Consider the following 8,328-nt stretch of genomic DNA (forward strand, 5'->3'; position numbering starts at 1 on the left):
GGTGCGTTCCGTTGGGTCTGATTTTGGGTTGTGGGAGGGCCTAATACGCGGCGAGGGTGCGTGCAGCGCGGCGAGACGGTACGGCGGCGCGAACCGGGCCGCGGTCGGCGCCCGCGACGGCGGCGACGAAGGCGGCGAGTTTGGCGGCGTCGAGCGCGCCGCCGGTGCGCACGCCGGAATAAAGGTCGACGCCGTGGGGGCGCACGCGGGCGATGGCGCGGCCGACATTGGCGGCGTCGAGGCCGCCCGCCAGCCACACTGGGCGGGGACTGGCCGCCACGAATCGGGCGCTCACCGCCCAGTCGTGGGTGCGGCCGGTGCCGCCGAGGTCATTCGGATCGCGGCTCGGGCGCCCGGAATCCAGCAAGAAGGCGTCGATGTGCGGAGCGTAGGGGGCGATGAGGTCCAGCGCGTCCTCGCCCTCGACGTGGATCGCCTGGACGCGGCGCACGGCGGGTTCCAAGGTGGCGAGCCGGGCGGCCTCGGCGGGGTCGATGTGCGCCACCACCTGAACCGTGGACGCGCCGGTGCGGCGGATGTGGGCGGAGATCGCCGCGGCGCTGGTCTCGGCCGTCAGGAGAACGGTGGCGCAGCCGCGCGGGGCGGTGCGCACCAGCGTGGCGATGGCGGGGTCGGGCAGCGTGCCGCGGCCGGACGGCATGTGGGAGACGTAGCCGAGCGCAGCCGCGCCCGCGCCCGCCGCCATGGCGGCTTCTTCGGCCGAGCCGATGCCGCAGATTTTGATCCGTGTCCGCATGCCTCGCAGTAGGACTGATGCGGCGGGGCGGCAAGCACCCGGCGGCGCAACTCAGCCGGCCAGCGCCTTGAACGCCCTCACCTGCTCCGTCAATGCGCGCTCGGTCGGCAGGCGCTCCATGGAGGACGCGCCGTAGAAGCCGTCGACCCCGGCCGCGTTGGCGAGGACGAAGGCGGCGTCGGCGGGTTCGGCCACCGGGCCGCCGTGGACGAGGACGAGAACGTCGGGGTTCACCGCGCGCGCCGCGGCCGCCCAGCGGTCCGCCAGCGCCGGGCAATCGTCCAGCCGCAGCGCCGTCTCGGCGCCGATGCTGCCGCCCGTGGTGAGGCCGAAGTGGCAGACGATGATGTCGGCCCCCGCCCCTGCCATCGCCGCGGCGTCCTCCTCGCAGAAGACGTAGGGCGTGGTGAGGAGGTCGAGCGCGGCGGCCTCGCGGATCATCTCGACCTCCAGACCATAGCCCATGCCGGTCTCTTCCAGGTTGGCGCGGAAGGTCCCGTCGATCAGCCCCACGGTTGGAAAGTTCTGCACACCGGCGAAGCCCGCCGCCTTCACCTCGGCGAGGAAGCGCGGCATCAGGCGGAACGGGTCGGTGCCGCAGACGCCCGCCAAAACCGGCGTGCGGCGCACCACCGGCAGCACCTCGCGCGCCATGTCCATGACGATGGCGTTGGCGTCGCCATAGGGCATCATCCCGGCCAGCGAGCCGCGGCCGGCCATGCGGAAGCGGCCGGAATTGTAGATGACGATGAGGTCGATCCCGCCCGCCTCCTCGCACTTGGCGGAGAGGCCGGTGCCCGCCCCGCCGCCGACGATCGGCTCCCCCCGGCGCTTCATCTCGCGAAACTTCGCCATGAGGGCGGCGCGGGTCAGCTCAGGCTCGTTCACGAGGCTCTCCGCTTGGGCGTCCCGCCGGCGAGGGCGCGGAACTCGGCCGCCACCGCCGCGGCGAACGCGGGATCGTTGATGTGCGCCGGAACGCGGATGATGCGGCGCGAGGCGGTCTGGCGAACCGTCGCCTCCAGAGCCGCGAACAGGGCGCGGTCGGCGGCCGGGTCGTGGAAGGCGCCGCCGGGTGCGTCCAGCGCGGAGAGGCCGCCTTCGGGCAGCATCAGGCGCACGACGTCGATCTCGTTCAGCCGCCCGCCGATCCACTGGCCGATGGCGGTGCATTCCTCCGCCGTGGTGCGCATCAAGGTGACGTTGGGGTTGTGGCGGTAGAGGCGGCGGCCGGCATAGCGGGGCGGCACCGTCTCGGGCGCGGCTAAGTTCACCATGTCGCACGCGCCGACGGAGCCGACCCAGGGGACACGGCGGCGGATCATCGCCCCGAAGCGGTCCTCGGACGCGGCCAGGATGCCGCCCGCCAGCATGTCGGCCACCTCCGTGGTAGTGATGTCGATGACGGATTTGATGAGGCCCTGATCAACCAGCGCCTCCATCGCCCGCCCGCCGGTGCCGGTGGCGTGGAAGACCAGGCAGTCGTGGTCGCGCGACAGGGCCTTGGTGAGCGCGGTGACGCAAGGGGTGGTGACGCCGAACATCGTCAGCCCCACGGGCGGCAGGCCGGGTGCGGTGGCGGCGCGGTTCTCCACCATGCCCGCCAGCGCATGTGCCGCGTTGCCGAGGATGCGCCGGGTGATGGCGTTGAGCCCGGCGATGTCGGCCACCGCGTGCATCAGCGTGATGTCCGACGCGCCGACGTAAGGCGCCACGTCGCCCGATGCCATGGTGGAGACGATGAGCTTGGGGACGCCGATGGGAAGGCGGCGCATGGCGGGCGCCACCATCGCCGTGCCCGACGATCCCGCCGCCGAGACGATGCCGGCGATCCCGGACTGGCGGGCGATCCACCGCTCGAAGGCCAGCGTCATCCCGGCGACGGCCTCGCCCCGATCGCGCACGAACACGGCCGACGCGCCGCGCGGATGGAAGGCCGCGATCTGATGGGCGGGGATCTCCGCGCCCGAGTGGCCGCCCGATGTGGAGAGGTCGGCGAGCCGCACCGCATGGCCGCGCGCGCGGATGATGTCGCGCATGAAGCGCAGCTCGTCGCCCTTGGTGTCCAGCGTTCCGGCGACGATGACGACCTCTTCGCCCGGCCCCGCCAGCGGGCGCAGCTCCGCCTCGGCGGCCGTGCGCGCGGGGCCGGTGGAGACGGTGCGCGCCGCCCCCTCGATCAGCCGCACCGGAACCGGGCGCGACCACCGCGTCGGCACCTTGGGGTTGGACACGTAGACCTTGGCCGGCCCGGTCGCGGCGGCGGGAGCCTGCGGCGCGGCGGCGGGCGCGGCGGGTGCGGCGGCGGCGCCACCCGGCGTCTCGTCGTGGGCGTGGCGGCCGACGCCCAGAAGGCGCTGCTGCAGATCGCGGTCGGCGGCGAGCTGGCCCGCGTCCAGCATCCGGTCCACGCGGCCATTGACCATGATGGCCACCGTCGGCGCCACCTCGCACGCGACGCCGATATTCTGCTCGATAACGAGGACGTGGACACCCTCCTCGGCGAGCTTCAGCAGCATGTCCTCCACGTGGCCGACGATGACGGGGGCGAGGCCCTCGGTCGGCTCGTCCATCACCAGGAGGCGCGGATTGAGGAGCAGCGCGCGGGAGATGGCGAGCATCTGGCTCTCGCCGCCCGACAGCTGGCCGCCGCCGTTGCCCTTGCGCTCGGCGAGGCGCGGAAAGGTGGAGTAGATCCGCTCGGGCGACCAGGCGCCGCCGGGCCGAGCCATCAGGCGCAGATGCTCGTCCACCGTGAGTGAGCGCCACAGGCGGCGCCCCTGCGGCACGTAGCCGACGCCCATGCGCGCGATCTCGGTGGAGGACCTGCCGCGGATCTCCTGCCCGGCGAGGCGGATCGAACCCGACGACGGCACCATCCCCATGACGGCCTTGCACAGCGTGGTCTTGCCCATGCCGTTGCGCCCGACCACCGACAACACGCCCGACTTCAGCGTGACGTCGACGCCCTGCAGCGCATGCGAGGCGCCGTAATAGACGTTGAGGTTCTTCACCTCGAGGATCGGCGTGCCCAGCGGCTCGGAACCCGCTGCTCTAGTGACCGCCATGGCCGCCTCCGAGGTAGAGCTCCTGCACCTCCGGGTCGTCCTCGATCTCGTGCGGCAGGCCCTCTTTGAAGATCCGCCCGTTGTGCATCATCGTCACCCTCTCGGCGACGCGCAGCGCCACGTCCATGTCGTGCTCGATGATCATGAAGCCGATGTGCTCGGGAAGCCCGGTAAGGATGGCGATCAGCTCGCGCCGCTCGGTGGGCGACAAACCGGCCGCAGGCTCGTCGAACAGGACGAAGCGCGGCGCACCGGCGAGCGCCAGGGCGATCTCGAGCTGGCGCTGCTGACCGTAGGCGAGGTTCGCCACCTCCTGATGGCGCACGTGAGAGAGGTGCACCGCGTCGACGAGGTCGTTGGCCGACTGCAACAGCGGATCGCCCTTGCGCGGGCGGATCAGCGAGAAGCGCCCCCGGCTCACCCCGCGGCAGGCGAGGTAGACGTTGTCCAGCACCGAGAGGCCGGTGAAGAGCAGCGAGATCTGGTACGTGCGGCGCAGCCCGCGGCGTATGCGCTCGTAGGGCGGGAAGCTCGTCACATCCTCGCCGAACAGGCGGATGGTGCCGCCGGACGGGGCGAAATCGCCGGTGATGCAGTTGAACAGCGTCGTCTTGCCGGCGCCGTTGGAGCCGAGCACGGCGCGCCGCTCGCCGGGGCGCACGGTCATGGTGATGTCGGTGAGGGCGGCCAGCGCGCCGAACAGGCGGGAGACGCCGCGCAGCTCCAGCGCGTTGGCCGTGCCCGTGGCCGACAGGCGCGAGGCGACGGTCTCAGCCATCGGTGTCTCCTGTCCCGGATTGTCCGCTCGTCGAGTGTCCCGTGAGGGGATCGCGCTTCTGCCGCTCGCGGATGCGGCGCCAGATGCCGAGGATGCCGTCGGACGAGAAGAACACCACCAGCAGGAAGCCGAGGCCGATGAGAAGCTGGAAGCGCTCACCGGCGAGGCCGAGCGACACCAGAACGTCGAGCGCGAAGGTGCGCAGGACAACGTAGAGCAGCGCGCCGAGGAAGGGGCCGATGGGGTGCGCCAGTCCGCCGACGACGGCGATGATCAGTATGTCGATCGCCTGGTTGACGGCGATGGTGCCGGGCGAGACCTGCCCGTTCAGCCACACCAGCAGAACGCCCGCGACCCCGGCGATGGCGCTCGCCAGCGCATAGGCGGCGATGCGGTGCGCGGTGACGTTGAAGCCGAGCGCGGCCATGCGGCGCGGATTGTCCCGCACGCCCTGCAGCGCCAGGCCGAAGGGCGAGCGTTTGACGTAGATGACGACGCCGTAGGCCGCGGCAGCGCAGGCGAGACAGAGATAGTAGAACGGCAGCGGGGCGCGCCAGTTGATGCCCCAGAACACCGGGGCGTTGACCTGGTTGATGCCGGAGAAGCCGTTGAACAGGCTGTAATTCTGGCGCACGAGGTAGAACATCGCCGCGCCGATGGCGAGGGTGATCATGATCGTGTAGATGCCCTCGGTCCGCACCGCCAGCGCGCCGGTGAGCGTGCCGAACAGCGTCGCGATGAGGACGGCGACGGGAACAGCCACCCACCAGGGCCAGCCGAGCGAGATGGTGTCCACCGCCGACGTGCCGAGGATCGCCACCATGTAGGCGGCGACACCGGCGATGGTCATCTGCGCCAGGCTGACCATGTTGCCGTAGCCGGCGAGGAACATCAGCGACAGGGCGATCATGCCGAGGATGAAGGACCACGCCAGGAGCTGCGACAGGACGAAGCCGGACGCGACCACCGGCATGAAGACCAGGACCGCGCCGACGATGAAATAGACCGGCGGGATGCCGGAGAGCTGCCACCAGCGGCGCTCGGCGGCGACGGGGCGGGCGGCGCGCGCGCCGTCCGTGTGCGTTTCAGGGGTGTCGGCCAGCGCCATCAGCGGCGCACCGCGACGAGACCCTGGGGCCGGAAGGCCAGCACCAGCACCATGATGAGGAAGGTGAGCACCACCGCGTAGGTGGGCGCGTACACCGAGCCGAACTGCTCGGCGAGGCCGATGAGGAGCGCGCCCAAGGCGGCCCCCGGAATGGAGCCCATGCCGCCGACGATGACCACCACCAGCGAGGCGAGAAGGAAGCGGATGTCCTCCCCCGGCGCGACCGACTGGAACGTGCCGCCGATGACCCCGGCGATACCGGCGAGGCCCGCCCCGAAGGCGAAGACCAGCACGAAGACGCGCTGGATCCTGACGCCTGTGGCCGACAACATGTCCCGGTCGTCCACCCCGGCGCGCACCAGCATGCCGATGCGCGTGCGGGTCAGCGCCAGCCACATGCCGATGCCGATGGCGATGGCGGCGAGCAGGATGACGAGCCGCACCACGGGATAGGTGAGGTAGATGTACTCACCCGTGCGGCGGCTGACGCCGGTGATCAGCGGCAGGTCGATCGGCCCGGACAGCCAGGCGGGGGCGAGGATCTGGTAGAAGTCGCCGCCCCAGATCCACATCATCAGGTCGGCAATGACGATGGAAATGCCGATGGTGACGAGCGTCTGCTTGAGGTCGTCCCCCTCCATGCGGCGGAAGACGAAGACCTGCAGCGCCACGCCGACGGCGGCGACCACGACGAAGGCGGCGACGAACGAGAGGAGCCACCACCCGGTGGCGTTTGCGGTCTCATAGCCGATATAGCCGCCCAGCATATAGAGCGAGCCGTGGGCGAGGTTGACGTTCTTCATCAGCCCGAAGATGAGCGTGAAGCCGGAGGCGACGAGGAAGTAGAGCGCGCCCAGGGTGATCCCGTTGAAGAGGGCGTTGAGGAAGATCTTCTTGCGACCGATGGCGTCTTCCAGCCCCTCCGGCCACGGCGCGAAGATCGCCCAGATCAGCACCGCCGCCGCGAGGACGATGATGGCCGACCAGATGGGATGGCGGGCGGCGAAGGTCCTCATGGCGGGCGCGTTGGTCCTCTCTGGCGAGCGGCGGGAGCGTGGACGTCAGAGCCTAGCCGCCCCTCCCCCCCGAGCATTCCCGCCAGTCTCGTCTTTTCCGCGTCCCCCTGCCCGGCCGGCACCCGCACGGCGCCGATCCCCAGCCGAACGGCCCTGCCCCCCGCTCCGCCCGCGGTCCGCATCGCGAAGGCGATCGTGCGCGCTGCCCGGCGCCGCAACGCCGCGGCCAAGGCAGGGCGAGGATCTGCCCGCGGTGGGGCAAGGGCAACGCGGGGCAGGGATTTGCGGTCGGAGCAGGTGACGGCCGGAAAGGTACCGCCGAGCAAGGCGGTGATCGGGCAACGCGGCGGCCGGGCAAGGCGACAACGCTGCGAGGCGGCGGCCCGGCGAGGCAGCGGCCCGGCAAGGCGACGGCCCGGCAAGGCGACGGCCCGGCAAGGCAGCGGCCCGGCAAGGCAGCGGCCCGGCAAGGCGGCGGCCCGGCAAGGCGGCGACCCGGCAAGGTGGCGGCCCGGCGAGGCGACCCCGGCCCAAGGTGACCCCGACCAAGGCGGCCGCCAGGCAGGCGGCGAACGGGCGGCGTTTACCGACTAGAGCGCTTCGCGCTCAGAGTGAATCGGCAGGGGATTCCCGAATCAGCAGCATTCTGATTCAACATGGTGGCTGGCGGTGGAGGGCCAGCCACCATGCCCAAGTTGCTCTCTGGCGATCTTCGTCTTCGCGTTGTCCGCGCGATAGACGCCGGAATGTCCCGGCGCCAAGCCGCGGCGCGGTTCGATGTCGCCCCGTCCACGGCCATCCGTTGGCACGGGGAATGGACAAGAACCGGGTCATGCCGCGCCAAGCGTCAGGGCGGCGATCGCTGGTCCCATGTGACCGAAGCGCACCGGGATCGCATCCTCGCCCTCTTGGACGAGGCGGGCGACATCACGCTGACCGAGCTCAAGGAGAAGCTCGGCGAGACCGGAGACACCGTGTCGATTTCATCCCTCTCGCGCTTCTTCAGGCGACACGGGATCACGCGCAAAAAAAGACCGGCCACGCGGCCGAGCAGAGTCGCGCCGACATCCTCGCCCGCCGCCGCGCCTGGTTCGACGGCCAGGACGACCTCGAGCCCGCGCGGCTGATTTTCATCGACGAGACCTGGGCGAGCACCAAGATGGCGCGTTCGCACGGTCGCTGCCGGCGCGGCGAGCGGCTGCGCATGCCGCTGCCCTTCGGTCATTGGAAGACCACCACGCTCGTGGCCGGCCTCTCATTATCGGGCATCGTCGCGCCGATGGTTCTGGATCGTGCGATCAACCGGACCTGGTTCGAGGCCTATGTGGAACAGGTCCTCGTCCCTTGCCTGACCCCAAGCAATGTCGTGGTGATGGACAATCTGGGAAGCCACAAGGGGCAGCGCGTTCGCCAGTTGATCGAGCGCGCCGGGGCAACGCTTCTGTTCCTCCCGCCCTACAGCCCCGACTTCAACCCCATCGAGATGGCCTTCGCCAAGATCAAAGCCCTGTTGAAGAAGGCCGCTGAGCGAACTGTCACCGCCCTTCGGGATCGCGTCGGCGACGTCCTCCACCTCGTCACCCCCGACGAGGCCCGCGCCT

Annotated in this window: 7 protein-coding genes; 1 reads left to right on the forward strand and 6 read right to left on the reverse strand. The window is 70.8% G+C overall.

Annotated features, from left to right (window positions below):
* Positions 1-40 precede the first annotated feature (40 nt).
* Genes BIX52_RS20535 through BIX52_RS20560 form a run of 6 tightly spaced genes read right to left on the reverse strand, consistent with a single transcriptional unit; the run spans position 41 to position 6,727 of the window.
* A complete protein-coding gene (locus BIX52_RS20535) occupies positions 41-757 on the reverse strand; it encodes a phosphoribosylanthranilate isomerase (RefSeq protein ID WP_075222981.1) in 717 nt (238 codons plus the stop codon).
* A gap of 51 nt (positions 758-808) precedes the next feature.
* On the reverse strand, positions 809-1,612 hold the full coding sequence (locus BIX52_RS20540) for a phosphoenolpyruvate hydrolase family protein (RefSeq protein WP_075222994.1): 804 nt from the start codon (positions 1,610-1,612) through the stop codon (positions 809-811).
* Positions 1,613-1,641: 29 nt separating this feature from the next.
* Positions 1,642-3,825, reverse strand: a complete 2,184-nt coding sequence (locus BIX52_RS20545) for an ABC transporter permease (RefSeq protein WP_075222982.1) — start codon at positions 3,823-3,825, stop codon at positions 1,642-1,644.
* Complete coding sequence (locus tag BIX52_RS20550) at positions 3,812-4,603, reverse strand: ABC transporter ATP-binding protein (RefSeq protein WP_075222983.1); 792 nt, start codon at positions 4,601-4,603, stop codon at positions 3,812-3,814. The genes BIX52_RS20545 and BIX52_RS20550 overlap by 14 nt, the downstream gene beginning before the upstream one ends.
* Positions 4,596-5,711 (reverse strand): branched-chain amino acid ABC transporter permease, encoded by a 1,116-nt coding sequence (locus BIX52_RS20555; protein WP_083660603.1) that lies wholly within the window; start codon positions 5,709-5,711, stop codon positions 4,596-4,598. The genes BIX52_RS20550 and BIX52_RS20555 overlap by 8 nt, the downstream gene beginning before the upstream one ends.
* Complete coding sequence (locus BIX52_RS20560) at positions 5,711-6,727, reverse strand: branched-chain amino acid ABC transporter permease (protein ID WP_075222984.1); 1,017 nt, start codon at positions 6,725-6,727, stop codon at positions 5,711-5,713. Before BIX52_RS20560 ends, BIX52_RS20555 begins: the two co-directional genes overlap by 1 nt.
* Positions 6,728-7,413: 686 nt before the next feature.
* Between BIX52_RS20560 and BIX52_RS22585 the strand changes: the two genes are divergently transcribed.
* Positions 7,414-8,328, forward strand: a protein-coding gene (locus BIX52_RS22585) for an IS630 family transposase (protein ID WP_245803251.1) whose coding sequence is annotated in 2 segments (ribosomal slippage) — positions 7,414-7,762 and positions 7,762-8,328 — 916 coding nt annotated over the 2 segments. Because the reading frame shifts where the segments join, the coding sequence is not laid out codon by codon here. This gene is flagged as partial in the annotation.

It is taken from the genome of Acuticoccus yangtzensis (assembly GCF_001927245.1).
In the GTDB taxonomy this organism is placed as follows: Bacteria; Pseudomonadota; Alphaproteobacteria; order Rhizobiales; family Amorphaceae; genus Acuticoccus; species Acuticoccus yangtzensis.